Genomic DNA, 18,490 nt, shown 5'->3' on the forward strand with positions numbered 1-18,490 from the left:
GAGAACCGCCACCCGCTGAAGCCACTGCGGCCTGAAAGCCACCGCTCCCGAGAAGCGCCGCCCCGACACAACCGCCGACCACGCGAGGAGTTCCGTCACCGTGAAGACCATCGACCACTGGATCGACGGCAAGACCGCCGAAGGAAGCTCCGGCGAGTACGGCCCCGTCACCGACCCGGCGACCGGGGCGCAGACCGCCCGGGTGGCCCTCGCCTCCGCGGCCGAGGTGGACGCCGCGGTGGCGTCGGCCAAGGCCGCTCACGCCGACTGGCGCGACTCCTCGCTGGCCACGCGGACCGCCGTGCTCTTCCGCTACCGAGAACTGATCGACGCCCACCGGACCGAACTGGCGCGGCTCATCACCGCCGAACACGGAAAGGTGCACTCCGACGCGCTCGGCGAGGTGGCCCGCGGACTGGAGATCGTCGAGGCGGCCTGCGGCATCCCCCAGCAGCTCAAGGGGGAACTGTCCACCCAGGTCTCCACCCGGGTGGACGTGGCCGCGATCCGGCAGCCGCTCGGTGTGGTGGCCGGCGTGGTGCCGTTCAACTTCCCCGCCATGGTGCCGATGTGGATGTTCCCGCTCGCCATCGCCTGCGGGAACACCTTCGTGCTCAAGCCCAGTGAGAAGGTGCCCTCGGCCGCCTACCGGCTCGCCGAACTGGCCGCGGAGGCCGGACTGCCGGACGGCGTCCTCAACGTCGTCAACGGAGCCCGGGCCGCCGTCGACCGGATCCTGGCGCACCCCGACATCCGGGCGGTGAGCTTCGTCGGCTCCACCCCGGTCGCCCGGCACGTCTTCACCACCGGCTCCGCGGCGGGCAAACGGGTGCAGGCCCTGGGCGGGGCCAAGAACCACATGCTGGTGCTCCCGGACGCCGACCTCGACGCCGCCGCGGACGCCGCCGTCTCGGCGGCCTACGGCTCGGCGGGGGAGCGGTGCATGGCGATCTCGGCCATCGTGGCCGTGGGGGACACCGCCGACCCGTTGATCGAGAAGATCACCCGGCGCGCCGCGGAGATCACCATCGGCCCCGGGCACGACCCGGCCTCCGAGATGGGGCCGCTGATCACCAGGGCCCACCGGGACCGGGTGGCGTCCTATGTGCGGGGCGCCGCGGCACAGGGCGCCGAGGTGGTGCTGGACGGCACCGGCTTCACCGTGCCCGGCCACGAGGACGGCCACTGGATCGGACTGAGCCTGCTCGACCGGGTCACCCCGGAGATGGACGCCTACCGCGACGAGATCTTCGGCCCGGTCCTCTGCCTCCTGCGCGCCGAGAGCTACGAGGAGGCCCTGGAACTCGTCAACGCCTCCCCCTGGGGCAACGGCACGGCCATCTTCACCCGGGACGGCGGTGCGGCCCGCCGATTCCAACTGGAGGTGGAGGCCGGCATGGTCGGGGTGAACGTACCGATCCCGGTGCCGGTCGGGTACCACTCCTTCGGCGGCTGGAAGGACTCGCTCTTCGGCGGCCACCACATCTACGGCGAGGACGGCGTGCGCTTCTACACCCGGGGCAAGGTCGTCACCACCCGCTGGCCGGACCCGGCCGACGCCGGGGTGGACCTGGGCTTCCCCAGCAACCGCTGACGGCCGGGGCCCGTCCCGCGGCGGTGGCCCGGGCCACCGCCGCGGGACGGGCGCCGTTCGCGGGTGGTCGGCGGCGCCTCCTCGGCCAAATCCATCGGTGCGGCCCCGAAACGACCTGCGACCAGGCACCCTGATGGGGTGCCAAGCCTGCCCTTCGTCTTTCCGCAGATACCGTTCCCCCGCCGTGGGCCGTTCAGCGGCCACATGATCGTCTGTGGCGACAGCTCGCTCGCCCACCGGCTCACCCTGGAACTCTCGGCCGTCTACGGCGAGCAGGTGACCGTCATCCTGCCCTCGGTGCGGGAGCGCCACGGCCCGCAGATCGCCGCGTTGGCCCGCCGCCGCGGCCTGCCGGTCAACATCGTGCAGTCCGACACCCTGGACGACACCGCGCTCAGCGACGCCGGGGTGGAGCGCGCGGTGGCGCTCGCCCTCACCGACAGCGACGACCAGGAGAACATCCACGCGGCGTTGCGGGCCCGTCGCCTCAACCCCGAACTCCGGCTGGTCATCAAGCTGTTCAACCGCAACCTCGGCCGACGCCTGGAGGACCTGCTGGAGCGGGCGTCCGCCGTCCGCGCCCCCGACCTCGGCCTCCGTGAGATCGACGCCACCACCAGTGTGCTCTCCGACGCCGACACCGCCGCGCCCTCGCTGGTCGCCGCCGCCATCGTCGGCACCAGCAAGATCGTGCAGGCCGACGGCGCGCTGCTGCGGGCCCGGGAGCTGCCCGTCGGGGCCCGGCAGAGCGAGCGGGCGCTCTGCACCCTGGCGCTGCTCCCCGAGCGCGAGGACGACCAGCCCCAACTCCTCCCGGACGACCGGACGCTGGCGGCCACCCAGCCCAACCGCACCGCGGTCATGCTGGAGGGTGTCAGCAACGGCGGCGCCGACAACGCCAAGCCACCGCCCCGCCTCGCGGGCTCGCTGCCGCTCGGCTCGTTCTTCTCCCGCCGGCTGCGCATCAGCATGGTCGCCCTCGTGGCGCTGGTGGTGCTGCTAGCGGTGCTCACCTGGCGGCTCGCCCACAAGCCCTTCCTGCACGCGACCCACCTGGCCCTGCTCGACGTCTACGGCATCGGCGATCCGGCGGTCGGAGAGGACAACCCGCGCCAGATCCTGCAACTCCTGGCGGGCCTGGCGGGCATGTTGGTGCTGCCACTGCTGCTGGCGGTGGTGCTGGAGAGCTACGGCGCCTTCCGAGTGGCCTCCTCGCTGCGGCGCCCGCCACGCGGTATCTCCGGCCATGTCGTCCTGCTCGGCCTCGGCAAGATCGGCACCCGGGCCCTGGACCGGCTGTGCGAGCTGAACGTCCCGGTGGTGTGTATCGAGCGTGACCCGCAGGCGCGCGGAGTGGCGCTGGCCCGCCGGCGCCGGGTGCCCGTGGTCATCGGCGACGTCACCGAGGAAGGGGTGCTGGACGCCGCGAAGATCCGCCGCAGTCGGGCGCTGCTCGCGTTGACCAGCAGTGACAGCACCAATCTGGAGGCGGTGCTCTACGCCCGGGAGAAGCGGCCCAGGCTCCGGGTCGTACTGCGGCTGTACGACGACGAGTTCGCGCTGACCGTCTACCGCACGCTGCGGGACTCCTACCCCGACGCCCTCACCCGCAGCCGCAGCGTCTCCGCGCTGGCCGGACCGGCTTTCGCCGCCGCGATGATGGGCCGCCAGGTGCTCGGCGCGATCCCGGTCGAGCGGAGCGTGCTGCTGTTCGCCGCGGTGGAGGTGCGCGGCCATCCCGAGTTGGAGGGGCGGACGGTCGCCGAGGCGTTCCAGCCCGGCGCGTGGCGGGTGCTGGCGCTGGACGTGGCGGCTCCGGAGGACCGCCGTCCGGACCTCTCGGAGCCGGGGCGCACCGGCTCCCACCGCCGGCCGGAGCTGGAGTGGCAGCTGCGCCCCGGATACGTGCTCCGGCCCGAGGACCGGGTGGTGCTGGCCGCCACCCGGTACGGGCTGGGGCGGTTGCTGCAACGGGTGCCCGACGCCGACCAGCACGCGGAGTGAGCCCCGGGGCTGCGGAGGCGGCCCAGGGGCTCGAGGTCTTCACCGGGCCGACGGCGTACCGAGCCGGTCCGGCCGGTGAAGACGGTGCTGCGGGCCGGTCAGCCGCGGCGCGAGTTGCCGAACAGCAGGCGGTAACCCACGAGCAGGATGAAGGCGCCGACGACGGCCGCCACCCACGTCGCGAGGTCGAAGAAGTCCTTGGCGATGGGCTTGTCGAGGAAGGTCGCCGAGAGCCAGCCGCCGATGAACGCGCCGGCCACGCCGATGAGCGTGGTGCCCACCAGCCCGCCGGGGTCGCGGCCCGGCAGCAGGATCTTGGCGATGATGCCGGCGACCAATCCCAGAATGATCCAACTGATAATGCCCATGCCGAGGTCCTCCCCAGGTGATGACGGAATATGCGGCTGGCCCTCGTCCGGGAACCGCGCCCCGGACAGTAACAAGCAACCCCCCGACCGGAGACGCGGGGGCCGAGCGGTAGGGGACAGCCCCTTGGTACAGACGCCGGTTGGCCAGGGCTGGTTGACAACCGCCCGCCCCGGAACCGGGGTGGGCCCGGAAGACACCCTCGGCCGGCGTCGTTCTGGAAATTTTCCGGAGCTTTGCGATCGCCCGTGCCGTGCCTCGGGTGCGGATTGCCTGTTTCGTTCGGAGATATGCGGAGCGAAACGCCGTGGTGGCGCGGAAGGCAGTAGTCGGGAAGCTTGTCGTGAACATTGCCCTTCCGGAATGGTTCCGATAACTTCCGGGGCGCCAGCCATTCTCGTCACCCCCACTGCGGAGCCCCAGCCATGAGAAGGTCATCCGGCAACTCCCCCACCCCCACCCAGCCCTCCCGACGCACGCTCCTCGCCGGTGCCGTCGCCACGGCGGCCGCCGTGGCCGCAGCCCCCGCGGCCGCCGCCGAGTCCCCGGGCACCGGCGGCTCCGGCTCGGCCTTCGGCCCGGCGGCCGAAACCCGGGGGCCGGGCCGGGACCCGTACCGGTTCATCGCCTTCGCCCCCACCGCCGGCAGTTTCCCGCTGGCCGCCGGCGGTCGTGCCGCGCCGCTGGTGGTCAGCGCGGAGGACCACCCCGGAGTCGTCCGGGCGGTCGGGGACCTGCGCCAGGACATCGAGCGGGTCACCGGGACGGCCCCGGTCCTCGCCACCGACGGGCCGCCCGCCGGGCGAGGCGACATCGTGCTCATCGGCACCCTCGGTCGGAGCCCGCTCGTCGACGGCCTGGTGCGGGCCGGAAAGCTCGACGTCTCCGGTGTCGAGGGCAAGTGGGAGACCTCGCTGGAGCAGGTGGTGCACGATCCGCTGCCCGGGGTCCGCCGGGCCTTCGTGATCGCCGGCAGCGACCAGCGGGGCACCATCTACGGCGTCTACGAGACCTCCCGGCAGATCGGGGTGTCGCCCTGGCACTGGTGGGACGACGTACCACCGCGCCGCCACGACGCGCTCCACGTCCTGCCCGGGCGGCACAGCCAGGGCACGCCCGCGGTGAAGTACCGCGGCTTCTTCATCAACGACGAGAACCCGGCGCTGGGCACCTGGGCGCCGGAGTACTTCGGCCCCGGCCACGCGCCGGGGTATGAGGCCGGCCTCAACAGCGAGTTCTACGCCAGGGTCTTCGAGGTACTGCTCCGGCTCAAGGCCAACTACCTGTGGCCGGCGGTCTGGGGCCGGGCGTTCGCGGAGGACGACCCGGAGAACCACCGGACCGCCACCGAGTACGGCGTGGTCATGGGAACCTCGCACGAGGCGCCGATGATGCGCGGCATCGAGGAGTGGAACCGGCACGCCACACCGGCGGTACGGGACGACGACGGCGAGATCGTCGAGCCGGGCGAGGACCCGTACGGCGGCACGGGTGAGTGGAGCTTCCGCACCAACGGCGAGGCCATCAAGAAGTACTGGGCGGACGGCGTCCGCCGGATGGTCGAGGAGGGCTTCGAGGGGGTGGTGACCCTCGGCATGCGCGGCAACGGCGACGTGAGCCTGCCGGACGGCGACGGCATCGAGCTGATGGAGTCCATCCTCGACAGCCAGCGAAAGATCCTCGCCGAGGTCGGCGGGGCGGATGTGACCGCCGTCCCGCAGGTGCAGACGCTCTACAAGGAGGTGCAGCGCTACTGGGACAAGGGACTGCGCCCGCCGGAGGACGTCACGGTGATCCTCTGCGACGACAACTGGGGCAATATGCGGATGCTGCCGGACCGCAGCCTTCCGCCCCGCGCCGGCGGCTACGGCATCTACTACCACTTCGACTACGTCGGCGGCGGCCGCAACTACAAGTGGGTGGACACCACCAACCTCGCCTCCACCTGGGAGCAGCTCCACCTCACCTACGCCTACGGGGTGGACCGCCTCTGGGTGGTCAACGTGGGAGACCTGAAGAACGAGGAACTGCCGCTGCAGTTCTTCCTCGACTACGCCTGGGACCCGGAGCGCTGGCCGATCGAGCGGCTCGGTGAGTGGGAGCGGCAGTACGCCGAGCAGAACTTCGGCCCGAAGCAGGCGGAGGGGATAGCCGGGGTACTACACCGCTACGGCGTCCTCCAGGCCCGCCGGAAGCCCGAACTGCTCAACCGCAGGATCAGCCTGGACCCCTCGAAGAACCTGCCCACCGACCCGGAGGCCGTGGTCTACGACGACGAGGCGAGCCCGTTCAGCCTGACGGACTACCGGGAGATCGAACGCGTCACCGAGGAGTGGCGGCGGTTGGCCGAGCGGGCGGAGCGGGTCGGCCGGAAGCTGCCTCCGGCGGACCAGGACGCGTACTACCAGTTGGTGCTGTACCAGGTGAAGGCCACCGCCAACCTGTACGAGCTGCGGGAGGCGGAGTTCAAGAACCTCCACTACGCCGATCAGGGCCGGGCGAGCGCCGGGCGGTTGGCCGATGTCACCGACGCCCGGTTCGCAGACGACCAGGCGATGTCGGAGTACTACGACAACACCCTGTCCGGCGGGAAATGGCGGGGGCTCCAGACCCAGCCGAAGATCGGCTACGGGGATGTGGAACGTTACGGTCCGGACGCCGGCTGGCAGCAGCCGGAGCGGGACGACGTCGCCCTCCCGGACGAGGTCTTCCCAGCCGTCCGGCGGATCGAACTGCCCGACCGGGCGGAGCTGGGGGTGGCCGTCGACGGCTCCGACCGCTGGTGGCCGGCGGAACGGCGGCCGGCGGTGCTGCCGGCCTTCAGCCCCTACCAGAGCCAGCCCGCGCAGTACATCGAGGTGTTCAACCGGGGCCGTCGAGCCTTCGACTACCGGATCGAGCCCGCCGTCCCCTGGGTGACGGTCGAACCGTCCCGGGGGAGGGTCCGGGAGCAGGTCCGGGCGACGGTGCGGGTCGACTGGTCGAAGGCGCCCAAGGGCGTCACGGAAGTACCGATCACGGTCAGCGGGCCGGCGGACGCCGAGCCCGTGGAGGTGCGTGCGGTCGTGGAGAACCGGCGGCCGCCCCGGCGGAAGGCCAAGGGCTTCGTCGAGGCCAACGGCTACGTCTCGATGGAGGCCGAGCACTACACCCGCGCGGTGGACAGCGGCGGGGTCACCTGGACCCGGATCCCCGACCTGGGGCGCACCGGCTCGGGAGTGACGCCCTTCCCGGTCACCGCGCCCAGCCGGAAGCCGGGCGGCGGCGGTCCGCGCCTGGAGTACGAGATGACCCTCTTCACCACGGGGCCGATCGAGGTGTGGGTCCACCTGTCGCCGCGGAACAACGTGCTGCCGACGGAGGGGCTCAGGTACGCGGTGTCGATCGACGACGAGCCGCCGCGGACGGTGGACGTCACCGCCGCGACCGGCGCCGACGACACCGCCATGAACCGCCAGTGGGAGCGGAACACCTCGGACAACGTCAACCGCACGGTCACCACCCACACCATCGCCAAGGCCGGGACCCACCGGCTGAAGATCTGGATGGTCGACCCGACGGTGGTGGTGCAGAAGATCGTGGTGGACACCGGGGGCCTGCGCCCGAGCTATCTGGGGCCGCCGGAGAGCCACCGGATTCGGGGCCGGGGCTGACCTCCCGGCACGCCCCCGGCGGAATCACCGTTCCGGCCGGGGGCGGGCGGGGTATGGGTGAGCGGGGCGTTCTGGCGTCCACTCGGATCGGCCGGAGGGGCTGCCGACGGCCCGTCAGCATCGCTACGCTTCTTCTGCGATCGACTTTTATCGCATATGTAACAAAAGCGCATTAACGGGATGTACCGTGCATGTCACCGGGCGCTGCCACCGGCCCGGGTTCCACTGCCAACGGATACCGGAGAGCCATATGCGCAGAAGAGCCTTGCCGACCGCGCTGAGCATCGCCGTGGTGGCCACCATGGCCGCCGCCTTTCCCGCAGCCGCCTCCGCCGCCGCGGACCACACCGCCACCTCGACCAGCAAGCACTGCCCGAGGCTGTCGACCGGCCTCGACTGGTACGGCAAGAACCGGGCCAAGCTCCAGCGGATGATCGACGAACGCGGCCGGTGCGGCGAGGACTGGGACCCGCACCACCGCCCGGTGGCGGCCTTCGACTGGGACAACACCGTGGTCAAGAACGACACCACGGACGCGACGATCGCCTGGGCCCTGCGACACGACAAGATCCTCCAGCCCAAGAGCTGGCGGTCCACCAGCAAATGGCTGACGCCGGCCGCCCACCGCGCGCTCACCAAGGCCTGCGGCACCTCGGTGCCGGTCGGCCGACCGCTGCCGACCTCCGGGAACGCCCGCTGCGCCGACGAGATCTTCGAGATCAGGGCCGCGGCCCAGACCATGGACGGCGACCCGGCCTTCGCCGGTGACTGGAACCACCGCCGGACGAAGCCGGAGTACGCCTGGGTGGCGCAGATCTTCGCCGGCTACACGCCCGCCCAGCTCACCGGGATCGCCGAGAAGGCCCGGGCGGAGGCGCTCGCCGCACCGGTGGGGAGCGAGCAGACCGTCGGCACCCACACGCTGCCCGCCTACGTCCGCTACTACCCCCAGCAGCGGGATCTGATCCGGACCCTGAAGAGGGCGGGCTTCGACGTCTACATCGTCTCCGCCGGGGTCAAGCCGATCACCGACGCCTGGTCGCCGGGTGTGGGTATCGACACCGACCACACCATCGCGATCCGCAGCGTGCTCCGGCACGGGAAGATCACCACCATGACGGAAGGCTGCGGCGGGATGCCGGACAGCCAGGGGGAGGCGATCCCCTACGTCGACGGCAAGCGCTGCTGGATCAACCAGGACATCTTCGGGTTCAAGGGCCCCGCGGCCTGGACCAAGCTCAGCCCGAAGTACCGCATCGCGCTGGGTGGCGGTGACGCCGACACCGACGTGACGTTCGTCAACGACGCCACCGGGGCGCACCTGGTGCTCAACCGGAACCAGAACGAGATCATGTGCCGGGCCTACGACGACGCGGACGGACGCTGGGTGGTCAACCCGATGTTCATCGAGCCGCTGCCGCGCAAGGCCAAGCCGTATCCGTGCTCCACGGCGGCCTACATCAACCCGAACGGCTCCCTCACCCCGGTGCTGCGCGAGGACGGCAGCGTGGTGCCGGACCAGCGGGACGCCGTGTACGGCGGCTGAGCCGGGCGGGACGGCACCACGGCCGGGGCCGCCCGTGCGGGGCGGTTCCGGCCGGGGCTCCGGCGACGGGCGGTGGCCCGCCGCCGGCCGTCATCCCCGGCCTTCGCCGACCAGGGCGGTGCGCTCGACCGCGATCATGACGGCGTCGTCGCTGAGCGCCCCGCCGACGTGCTCCAGGAGGTCGCTGCGGAGCTGGTCGAGCAGGATCTCCGGCGGGGAGCCGGCGTGCTCGGTCATCCGCTCGGCCAGCGGGAAGAACTCGCCTTCGAGGTTGCGCGCCTCGACGACGCCGTCGGTGTAGAAGAGCGCGAGTTCACCGACCCGGAACGGCCAGCTCTCCATCCGGTAGGAGCGCGGCGCCATCTGCCCCAGGCCGAGCGGCGGGGCCGGCTCGGTGGCTTCGAGCGGGACGATCTGGTTCTGCCGGAGCACCAGCGGCGGCGGGTGGCCGCAGTCGACGATCTGCAGGGTCTCCGAACCGTCGGGCACGTCGATGAGGGCGGCGGTGATGAACGTCTCCCCCGAGTGCTCGGTCAGCAGCGGTTCCGCCAGCTCCCAGCTGACGCTCACATCGAGATAGCCGGCCAGCTCGGCCAGTTCCCTGGGGTGGCGGGCCGTGGCCCGGAAGGTGCCCAGCAGCAGGGCCGCGTCGCCGACCGCCGCGATGCCCTTGCCGCGTACGTCGCCGATGAGCAGCCGGGTGGCGCCCTCGGCGGTCCGGGTCGCCGCGTACAGGTCGCCTCCGATCTGGGCCTCCTCCTCGGCGGCCAGGTACACCGAGGCGATGCGCAGCGGTCCGATCTCCGGCGGCAGCGGATGGAGGATCACCTCCTGCAGCGCCTCGGCCACGTAGCGGGCCTGGTGGAGTTCGGCCGTCCGGCGCTCCCGGACGCCGGAGAAGACGACCACGAAGACCGAGACCGCCAGCAGTGCGGCGGTCTGGGCCTGGAAGTTGCTGTTGGTCAGGCCTTCCACGGCCCAGCCGATGTACACCTGGGCGGCGAGCGCGCAGAGCCCGATCAGCGCGGTGAGTGCCGGCCCGGCGAAAGCGGCGGTGATGGCCGGCGCAGCCACCAGCAGCGGGGAGATCTGGACGCGGGAGGGGGCCAGGATGTGGACCCAGGTGATCAGCACGATCAGGGCGAGCGGCAGCAGCAGGATGGCGCGGCCGCCGTGCAGGGACGATTTCAGCTCGTTCACCAGTCGCCGGTAGATCACGGCTCATCCCTACCCCGCCGCCCTGGCGCCTCGCTTCGCGCCGCGCGCCGTCACCCGAATGTCGGGCCGGGGGGACAGGCCCGGGAGCCGAATGCCCGGGAAGGCCGCCCCCGGGCCGGGGCGGCGGTGCCGATGCACCCGGCCCTCGCGGTGGGCACCGCAGGCGGCCCCCTCGCTTCCGCCGGGATGCCGGAAAGTCCGGATGGGCTCGGTATCCGGCCCTTTCTCCGCGCCGGTGCGCGTCACCGGGGTCGTGACCTCGGTGCCAATCACCCCTGGGACGGCTGAGCGGCTCCTATAATGCCGCTCCCGTGCCTACGATGTGCTGACTGATCAACAGGCTTACACAGAAGGACGGTTGGCATGACCGAGGCCCCGATCCCCGAGATCGACCAGAACACGCCGAGCATCGCTCGCGCGTACGACTACATGATCGGCGGGAAGGACAACTACGCCGTCGACCGGGCCTTCGGGGACCAGATCAACGAGTCGCTGCCGGGAGCCCAGGCGATCGCCGTGGAGAACCGCAAGGTGCTCGTCCGGGCGATCCGGGAGATAGTCACCCAGACCGGGATCCGGCAGTTCGTCGACCTCGGCAGCGGTCTGCCGACCGCGGACAACGTCCACCAGGTCGCCCAGGCCGTCGCCCCGGAGTCCCGGGTGGTCTACGTCGACAACGACCCCATCGTGCTCGCCCACGGCCGGGCGCTGCTGGACGAGAACGACCGGACCACCGTCATCCAGGCCGATGTGCGTGAGCCGGAGAAGATCCTGGAGCACCCCGCCACCCGCTCCCTGATCGACTTCGAGCAGCCGGTCGGCGTGGTGATGTGCGCCATCCTCCACCACCTCAACGACGACGAGGACCCGGCGGGCATCGTTCGCTACTGGTACGACCGGGTCCCCTCCGGCAGCCACTTCTTCATCAGCCACTTCCGCACCGAGCACAACCCGGAGACCGCCGAGATCGAGGGGATGCTCCAGACCACCTTCGGTCGGGGCCGCTGGCGGGACGACGAGGAGATCCGCGCCTTCTTCGACGGGCTCGAGCTGCTCGAACCCGGCGTCGTGCCGACCGCCGAGTGGCGGCCGGACGACATCGAGGGGCTGTCGCTGGTCGGGAAGACCTCGCAGCAGCGCGAGTTGACCGTCTGGGAGCGGTTGATCGTCGCCGGGCTCGCCCGGAAGCCGTAACCAGCGGTCCGCTCCGTGCTCCACGGAGGCGGGACGACACATCCCGGGGGTGGAACCGTAAGGTCCGGTTCCACCCCCGGGATGTGCCCCATCCTGGGCGCGGCTCAGGAGCCCTGCGGCTGCCGGGCGCTCGCCGTGTCGAGGGACGGCCCCTTGGAGAGGAAGTCCACCCAGGCCGCGGGCACCTCCACCGGCTTGGTGTCCCCGTATCCCAGCCGGACCTGGTTCTCGTTCACCCGGCCCCCCGCTCCGCCGTCCTGATCCGGCGAACCGCCGCTCACCGGGATGGAATAGCGGAGTCCGCTGTCGGTGAGCAGGTAGTTCGCGCCGCTCTTGGCGCCCGGGGTGTCCGGGCGGCGCAGCAGCAGCCCGGTGCCCGGGGTGACGTACGTGCCGGTGCCGCTGTCGACGGCCTCCAGCGGTCGTCGGCTGCCGGCCCACAGACTGAGCTCGGGCCGCTCGGGGGCGTCCTTCGCCCCGTGGTAAACCCCGCAGGCCACCGTCCGGTCCCCGGTGTTGGCCTGGACCGGGATCTGGTCCGGCCACCCCCGGTCGCCGTAGAACGGCCGGACCCCGGAGGCCACCGCCTGCGGGGCGACCGGCTGCGGCGCGGGCACCTCGCCCGGGTACATGGCCTGCGCCCCCGGGGCCGACATCAGCAGCCGGGCCACCAGGTCGGAGACCGGCGCGATCCGTCCGGGCAGCACCACGTAGTGCTGCGGACCGTCGCCGGTGGCGGCGGTGAGGACCATGCCGATCCGGTCGGTCGCCTTCGGCAGCCCGGGGACGCCGGCGGCCGCCCCGGCGGCCTGCAGCTCGGGGAAGGTCAGCGGCTTGCCGGGGTTGAGCGCCGCCAGCCACTCCTTGCTGACCTGCTGCGGGCGGGCGCCCTCCCCGAGCAGTGCGCGGACCAGCTGGCTCAGCCGGGTGCCGGGCTGCTCCGCCCGGGCCGCCGCACCCTCGCCGATCGGGTGGCTGGTGCCGTCGGCGGTGACCAGGTACCGGGTCCGGTCCGGCCCCTGCACGAAGAGCGACTGACGCCCCCTCAGCCGATCGCGTCCCTCCACCTTCGCTCGCTCCTCGCCGGCCAGGACGTAGACCGTGCGCTCCACCAGGCGGCCCTCGTCACCGGTCGGCAGTTCGCAGACCGTCCAGACCTTGGGGGAGGCCGCCTCCCGGGCGTCCGGCAGCCGGTCGGGGGCGTAGGGGATACCCAGGGTGGCTCCGCGCGGCAGCTCCCCGCCGTCCAGTATCTTCTCGTCCACCTTGAGGACCTCGAAGGAGCCGGGGTCCAGCAGCAGCCTGGCCGAAGCCATGTTGAGCACCGGGTGCAGCTGCTTGCGGCCGTGGGTCTTCAGCACGACGTAACGGGTGGTGGACTCGCTGCCGACGACCACGTTCCTCGCCTCGGCCGACCACCCCTTGGGGGCCGCGGGCCGGAACATCCCCCAGGCGCCGAAGCCGGCCAGCAGCACCGCTCCGATGATCATTCCGGGCAGGACCGTGCGCAGCGGGCGCGGTGCGCTCTCCTCGGAGCCCGTCGGGGAGGGGGCCAGGAACGCGGCGACGGCGCGTCGGCGAGCGAAGGAGTAGGCGTTGAGTTCATCCCGCCGGGACGGCATCGCGGAAACTTCCCCTCGGTGGTCACGACTTCCGGCTGACAGCCCCGTCGGCCCCGGTGATGAGCGCGGGGCGGTTGTGGGACGCGTCGGAACACTATGCCGCAGTGTGATCGACCGGTTGCGCTGGGGGGTCGCTTTCCTTCGGGGGCCTGGTTCCCGCTGTCTGGCCGGTGGGCGCGGAACCGTTTGACCGACCCGGTCAGCTGATGTGATCATTCCTGCGGTTAGTGTGTAGTTGCAACATAAATGCATCAAGGAGGTCGAGGGTGGCGCGTGACCGTACCCGCCGCGGGTTCCTCGGCCTGGCGGGCGGTTCCGCGGGGGCGGCGCTGCTGGCCGCCTGCGCCCCCGGCCCGGGAGCGGAACGCAGCGGCCCGCCGAAGCGGGGCGGCACCCTGCGCGCGGTGTTCCCCGGCGCCGGCGCCAAGGAGACGATGGACCCGCACGCCCAACGGCAGTTCGTGGACATCGCCCGACACAAGGCGGTCTTCGACAAGCTGGTGGAGCTCGACGCCGATCTGCGACCGGTGCCCCGGCTGGCCGAGCGCTGGGAGCCCAACGCGGACGCCACGGTGTGGCGGTTCCACCTCCGCCCGGCCACCTTCCACGACGGCAGCCAACTGGAACCGGCTGACGTGCTGTTCAGCCTGGGGCGGATACTCGACCCGAAGGCCGCCGACCACCTGGCCCAGAGCATGCTCTCGATCGTCGACCTGAAGCGCTCCCGCGCGATCGGCCGGCGCACGGTGGAGATCGCCCTGAAGCGGCCCCACGCCGAACTGCCCACGCTGCTGACGCACACCGGCACACCCATCGTCCACCGCGACTACCGCGACCCCGCCCGGCCGGTGGGCACCGGCCCCTTCCGGTTCGGCTCCTTCACCGCCGGCCGGTCCTTCGTCGCCCACCGGTTCGACGACCACTGGGGCGGCGCGCCGTACCTGGACGAGCTGCGCGTCCTCTCCGCCGAGACCGAAGCACGGGCCGCCGCCATACAGGCCGGCGAGGTGGAGTACGCCCACGAGATGACGGCCACGTTCGCCCGGATCGTCGAGGCCAGCGCCCGGGTGCGGATCGTCGCCACCCCCGGCAGCAGCGCGGAGGGCATCGTGCTGAAGACCGACCGGCCCCCGTTCGACGACCCCGACGCGGCGATGGCGCTGAAGCTCCTCGCCGACCGCGAACGGCTGCTGGAGGTCGTGCTCGGCGACCGGGCGCTCATCGGCAACGACCTCTACGGGAAGGGCTTCCAGTACTACCCGGAGGGGATCGAGCAGCGGCAGCGCGACGTCCCCGAGGCCCGGGCCCTGCTGCGCCGCTCCGGGGCGTTGAACCGGAAACTCACCTTCTACACCTCGACCGCCGCGGACGGTTTCGTCGACGCCGCCCACCTCTTCGCCGAGCAGGCGGGCGAGGCCGGGCTGCGGATCGATGTCGTCACCGGCCCGCCGGAGAGCTACTACACCGACATGCTCGACATCGGCGAGATCGGCAGCCACCGCACCGGGGCCACCCCGATCCCCACCTACCTCACCCAGCGGATGCTCTCCGACTCCCCGCAGAACGCCACCGCCTGGCGCCGCAAGGACTTCGACCAGGACTTCGCGCAGGCCCAGGCGACGGCCGACGAGGAACTCCGAGCACGCCGCTACGACAAGCTCCAGCGCACCGTGCGCGACCAGGGCGGGCTGCTGATGTGGGGCCACCCGGACTGGCTGAACGCCGTCTCGACCCGGCTGCGGGGGGTACGCCCCGCGCCGCCCAACACGGTGGACTGGGCGAGGTTCGACCGGGTCTGGCTGGTCTGAACATGCTCCGTTACGCACTGAGGCGCCTCGCGCTCACCGCGGCCCAGCTGGGGCTGCTCGCCGTCCTCGTCTTCCTGCTTACCTCCCTGCTGCCCGGCGACGCCGCCGAAGTCGCCTTCAACGAGTACGTCACCCCGGAGCAGGTGGCCGCGCTCCGGGACCAGTTGGGGCTCGACCGCCCCCTGGCCGAACGCTTCGCCGACTGGGCCGGGGCGCTGCTCACCGGGAACCTGGGCACCTCACTGGTCAGCCGGGGACCGGTGGCCGACGTCGTCTCCGGCTCGATCGGCGCCACCGCCGTCCTCGCCGCCGCCACCATCGCCATCGTGGTTCCGCTGGCGATGGTGCTCGGACTGGTCATGGGCGTGAAGGAGGGCAGCCGCACCGACCGGGCCATCTCCACGGTGACCCTGGCCCTCAACTCGGTGCCCGACTTCGTCCTGGCCCTGACCCTGGTCGCGGTGTTCTCGCTGCGACTGGGCTGGCTCCCCGCCACCTGGGTGGGGGTGGACGGCGGCGACCTCTTCGACCGCCCGGCGGTGTTCGTGCTGCCGATCCTGGTGCTGCTGGCCCGCACCGTCTGCCTGCTCTCCCGGCAGATCCGGGCGGGCACCGTCAGCACCCTGCACGCCGGCTACACCGTCCAGGCCCGCCGGCTCGGGGTGCCGCGCCGGGCCCTGCTGCTGCGCCACGTACTGCCGAACGCCGCCGTCCCCGGTGTCCAGGAGCTGGCCCGCACCGGCGACCAACTCCTCGGCGGTGTGCTGGTCACCGAAGCCGTGTTCGCCATCCCCGGTGTGGCGACCGCGCTCGTCAGCGCGGTCCAGAACCGCGACATCCCCACCATCCAGGCGCTCACCCTGCTGCTGGCGGCCGTCGCCATGCTCGTGAACCTCGCGGCCGACCTGGTGTGCAGCAGACTGGCCCCGCGCACGGAGGTCCTCCGATGACGGCCGAGCCGGCCACCCGCCGCCCCCGCTCCCCGCTGCTGTCCGGCGCCGCCCTGCTGGTCGCGCTCCCACTCGCGGTCGCCCTCCTCGGACCCGTGCTGGCCCCCGCCCTGACCCCGTCCGACGGCGCCCCGTACGCCCTCGGCGGCGGGCACCCGCTGGGCACCGACGGGATGGGCCGGGACGTGCTCGGCCTGCTGCTGCGCGGCGGGCGCAGCGCCCTGGGGGTGTCCTGCTGCGCGGTCGCGGTGGCCTATCTGGTCGGCGGGGCGGTCGGGCTCACCGCCGCGGCCACCCGCCACAGCTGGCTCGACGAACTGCTGCTGCGGCCGCTCGAGGTGCTGCTGCCCATCCCCTCCCTACTGGTGATCAGCGTGGTGGCGGTGGGCTGGCGCGGCGAGCCGCTGGCGATCGCCCTGGCGGTGGCCGCCGTCAACGTGCCCGCTGTCGCCCGCCTGGTGCGGGCGGCGGCCCTCGACGCTGCGAGCAGCCCGGCGGCCGAGGCCATGCGGGTACAGGGTGAGACCTGGGCCCGGATCGAGTTCGGCTACGTCGGACGCCGGGTGCTGCCGGTCGCCGCAGCGGACAGCGGGACCCGGATCGCCACCGCGGTCTTCACCGTCGCCGCCGCCAACTTCCTCGGCCTCGGGCTGGAACCGACCTCGCCCGACTGGGGAGTGACCATCGCCGGCAGCCGGGAGGCCCTGCTCATCCAGCCCTGGGCGGTCTGCGCCCCGGCGGCGATGCTGGTGATGTTCACGGTCGGAGCCAATCTGCTGGCCGACCGGGCGCTGAGGAACTCCCGAGTCCGGCGGACACAGGAGGCGGACCGATGAACCCGGTGATCGAGGTACGCGAGCTGGAGGCCCGGACGGCCGGCGCGATCCTGCTGGCCGGGGTGGAACTGACGGTGCCCGCGGGCGCCGTAACCGCGCTGGTCGGTCCGTCCGGCAGCGGCAAGACCACCACCGCCCTCGCGCTGCTGGGGGAGAGCGAGCCCGGTGTGCGGCTGACCGGCACGGTGCGGGTGGCCGGTACCACGGTGGTCAGCGCCGACGGGGTGACGGCCGAAGCCGACCGGGTGCGGGGCGGAACGATCGCCTACATGCCGCAGCACCCGGGCAACGCGCTCAACCCGGCCCGCCGGACCGGGCCGGTGCTCACCGAACTCGCCCGGCTGCACCGGCGGGAGGAGCCCGGCTCCCGCCGGGAGGCCGCCACCGCGGCCGAGGAGCGAGCCGCGGCCGCCCTGGAACAGGCCCAACTGCCCACCGACCGGGCCCTGCTGCGGCGCTTCCCGCACCAGTTCTCCGGCGGGCAGCGCCAGCGGATCGCCCTCGCCCAGGTACTGGCCTGCGGCCCACGGGCGCTGATCCTCGACGAACCGGGCACCGGCCTGGACACCGTCACCCGGCTGGGCCTCGCCCGCGAACTCGCAGCCCTGGCCCGCAACGGGCTGGCCGTGCTGCTGCTCAGCCACGACCACGACCTGGTGCGCGCGCTGGCCGACCGGGTGGTCCTGTTGGAGCGGGGCCGGGTGGTTGCGGCGGGAACGGCCGGGGAGGTCCTGCCCCCGCCACCGGCGGAGCCGGCCGGTCGGCCCGGCCCCGCCCCGACGGAGCCACGGGAGGCGCCCCCCGCCCGCGGACTGGAGGTGCGGGGACTCACCGCCTGGCTGCGCCCGGGCGGCCGGGGCGAGGTCCTCCGGGACGTCTCGCTCTCCCTGCCCCCGGGAGGGGCGCTCGCGGTGGCCGGGCGCTCCGGAAGCGGGAAGACCACGCTCGCCCGGTGCCTCGTCGGCCTCCACGAACGCTTCCGCGGGCAGGTGCTCCTGGACGGCGAGGAACTCCCCGTGCTGCGCCGCCGCGACACCGCACAGCGCCGCCGGGTCCAGTACGTCTGGCAGGAGGTGCGCGGTTCCTTCGACGAACACCGCCCGGTGCTGGAGCAGGTCGCCCGGACGGCGGTCCGGCTGCGGTCGCTGACGCCGGCGAACGCCTCCGAGGAGGCGGCCGAGATGATGGAGCGGCTGGGGGTGGCGCCGGAGACGGCCCGGCGCCGTCCACCGGGCCTGTCCGGCGGGGAACTCCAGCGGGCCGCCTTCGCCAGGGCGCTGCTCGCGGCCCCCGACGTACTGCTCTGCGACGAGATCACCGCCTCGCTCGACGACGCCACGGCCGAGCGGATCGTCGCCGAGGTGGACCGGCTGCGGAAGGAGCGCGGCACCGCCGTGCTGTGGATCGGCCACGACCTGCGCCTGCTGCGCACCGTCGCCGAACGGCTGCTGGTCCTCGACCGCGGTGAGGTGGTGGAGGAGGGCGACTGCCGCCGGGTGCTGGCGGCTCCGCGCTCCGAGCCAACCCGGCTGCTGCTCGCGGCCGAGCGGCTCGGCACCGGCGACCCGGAGCCCGGGCTGAGCTTGTCGGCGGGATGAGCGGACCTCCCGGCCGCCGGGGCTCCGGTAGCCGCCGCGTGGGGAGCGGCGGTGCACCCCTTGTGCGAACGATCCGCTGAGCACCTAGGGCGGGAGTTGCG

Annotated in this window: 12 protein-coding genes; 9 read left to right on the forward strand and 3 right to left on the reverse strand. The window is 72.6% G+C overall.

Translation table 11 applies throughout. From position 1 onward, the window contains the following. Positions 1-100: 100 nt before the first annotated feature. Positions 101-1,594 (forward strand): CoA-acylating methylmalonate-semialdehyde dehydrogenase, encoded by a 1,494-nt coding sequence (locus tag BGP73_RS01050; protein WP_069811326.1) that lies wholly within the window; start codon positions 101-103, stop codon positions 1,592-1,594. 204 nt (positions 1,595-1,798) lie between these two features. Beyond that, positions 1,799-3,598, forward strand: a complete 1,800-nt coding sequence (locus BGP73_RS01055) for an NAD-binding protein (protein ID WP_069811328.1) — start codon at positions 1,799-1,801, stop codon at positions 3,596-3,598. A 98-nt stretch (positions 3,599-3,696) separates the two neighbouring features. Here the strand turns inward: BGP73_RS01055 and BGP73_RS01060 are convergent, their stop codons facing one another. Next, the gene (locus BGP73_RS01060) at positions 3,697-3,966 is read right to left on the reverse strand and encodes a GlsB/YeaQ/YmgE family stress response membrane protein (RefSeq protein ID WP_069811330.1); all 270 of its coding nucleotides are present in this window, start codon (positions 3,964-3,966) and stop codon (positions 3,697-3,699) included. Between the two features lie 423 nt (positions 3,967-4,389). Between BGP73_RS01060 and BGP73_RS01065 the strand changes: the two genes are divergently transcribed. Continuing rightward, the gene (locus BGP73_RS01065) at positions 4,390-7,617 is read left to right on the forward strand and encodes a glycosyl hydrolase 115 family protein (RefSeq protein ID WP_069811332.1); all 3,228 of its coding nucleotides are present in this window, start codon (positions 4,390-4,392) and stop codon (positions 7,615-7,617) included. A gap of 250 nt (positions 7,618-7,867) precedes the next feature. Then, entirely contained in the window at positions 7,868-9,163 is a 1,296-nt protein-coding gene (locus BGP73_RS01070) for a hypothetical protein (RefSeq protein WP_069811334.1), read from the forward strand. A gap of 90 nt (positions 9,164-9,253) precedes the next feature. Here BGP73_RS01070 and BGP73_RS01075 read toward each other — a convergent pair whose 3' ends face one another. Further along, entirely contained in the window at positions 9,254-10,381 is a 1,128-nt protein-coding gene (locus tag BGP73_RS01075; RefSeq protein ID WP_244501038.1) for a PP2C family protein-serine/threonine phosphatase, read from the reverse strand. A gap of 363 nt (positions 10,382-10,744) precedes the next feature. Here BGP73_RS01075 and BGP73_RS01080 point away from each other — a divergent pair, with 363 nt between their 5' ends. Further along, positions 10,745-11,575, forward strand: coding sequence for an SAM-dependent methyltransferase (locus tag BGP73_RS01080; protein WP_069811335.1), 831 nt, complete (start codon positions 10,745-10,747; stop codon positions 11,573-11,575). Positions 11,576-11,679: 104 nt separating this feature from the next. Here BGP73_RS01080 and eccB read toward each other — a convergent pair whose 3' ends face one another. Beyond that, entirely contained in the window at positions 11,680-13,197 is a 1,518-nt protein-coding gene (eccB, locus tag BGP73_RS01085) for a type VII secretion protein EccB (RefSeq protein ID WP_069811337.1), read from the reverse strand. Positions 13,198-13,463: 266 nt separating this feature from the next. Here eccB and BGP73_RS01090 point away from each other — a divergent pair, with 266 nt between their 5' ends. Genes BGP73_RS01090 through BGP73_RS01105 form a run of 4 tightly spaced genes read left to right on the forward strand, consistent with a single transcriptional unit; the run spans position 13,464 to position 18,389 of the window. Beyond that, positions 13,464-15,005, forward strand: coding sequence for an ABC transporter substrate-binding protein (locus tag BGP73_RS01090; RefSeq protein WP_069811339.1), 1,542 nt, complete (start codon positions 13,464-13,466; stop codon positions 15,003-15,005). Positions 15,006-15,007: 2 nt separating this feature from the next. Next, positions 15,008-15,955, forward strand: a complete 948-nt coding sequence (locus BGP73_RS01095; RefSeq protein ID WP_069811341.1) for an ABC transporter permease — start codon at positions 15,008-15,010, stop codon at positions 15,953-15,955. Next, positions 15,952-16,791 carry an ABC transporter permease subunit gene (locus BGP73_RS01100; protein WP_069811343.1) on the forward strand — a complete coding sequence of 280 codons (840 nt, stop codon included), beginning with the start codon at positions 15,952-15,954 and terminating at the stop codon, positions 16,789-16,791. The genes BGP73_RS01095 and BGP73_RS01100 overlap by 4 nt, the downstream gene beginning before the upstream one ends. After that, on the forward strand, positions 16,788-18,389 hold the full coding sequence (locus tag BGP73_RS01105; RefSeq protein WP_069811344.1) for an ABC transporter ATP-binding protein: 1,602 nt from the start codon (positions 16,788-16,790) through the stop codon (positions 18,387-18,389). Before BGP73_RS01100 ends, BGP73_RS01105 begins: the two co-directional genes overlap by 4 nt. Positions 18,390-18,490 lie beyond the last annotated feature (101 nt).

It is taken from the genome of Streptomyces sp. TP-A0874, assembly GCF_001748085.1.
Lineage (GTDB): Bacteria > Actinomycetota > Actinomycetes > Streptomycetales > Streptomycetaceae > Streptomyces.